The sequence below is a fragment of the Mesorhizobium sp. M7D.F.Ca.US.004.03.1.1 genome (assembly GCF_003998635.1).
GTDB lineage: Bacteria > Pseudomonadota > Alphaproteobacteria > Rhizobiales > Rhizobiaceae > Mesorhizobium > Mesorhizobium loti.
Genome location: NZ_RZQG01001891.1, coordinates 1 through 379, shown reverse-complemented (window position 1 = coordinate 379; position 379 = coordinate 1). Strand labels below are relative to the sequence as shown.

General features: G+C 62.5%; 1 protein-coding gene. It reads right to left on the bottom strand.

What is annotated here, in order from left to right:
* Positions 1–366, bottom strand: a 366-nt coding sequence (locus EN935_RS40555) for an acyl-CoA dehydrogenase family protein (RefSeq protein ID WP_206534758.1), incomplete at its 3' end; no start/stop codon positions are given.
* Between the last annotated feature and the right edge of the window lie 13 nt (positions 367–379).

Below are 379 nucleotides of genomic sequence, written 5' to 3'. Positions count from 1 at the left end.
CGGCAGCCATTTCTTCTTCTGCTCCTCGGAGCCGTAATGGAGGATGTAAGGGGCGACGATCGAATTGTGCAGGCCGATGCCGAAACCATCGACGCCGACATGGCCGATGGCCTCGATGATGGCGCTCTCATGCGCGAAGGTACCGCCGGAGCCGCCATATTCCTCTGGCATAGAGGCGCAGAGCAGACCAGCCGCACCGGCCTTCAGCCAGCTCTCGCGGTCGACCATCTCGTTCTTCTCGAACTCGTCGTAGCGCGGCGCGATCTCCTCCGACATGAAGCGGTGCGCCATGTCGTAGAGCATGCCGACCTCGTCCGCCGCCCAGGCGGGCTTGGGGAGGTTCAGGATTTCGGCGGGGCTGGTCATGTTGGTATGATAC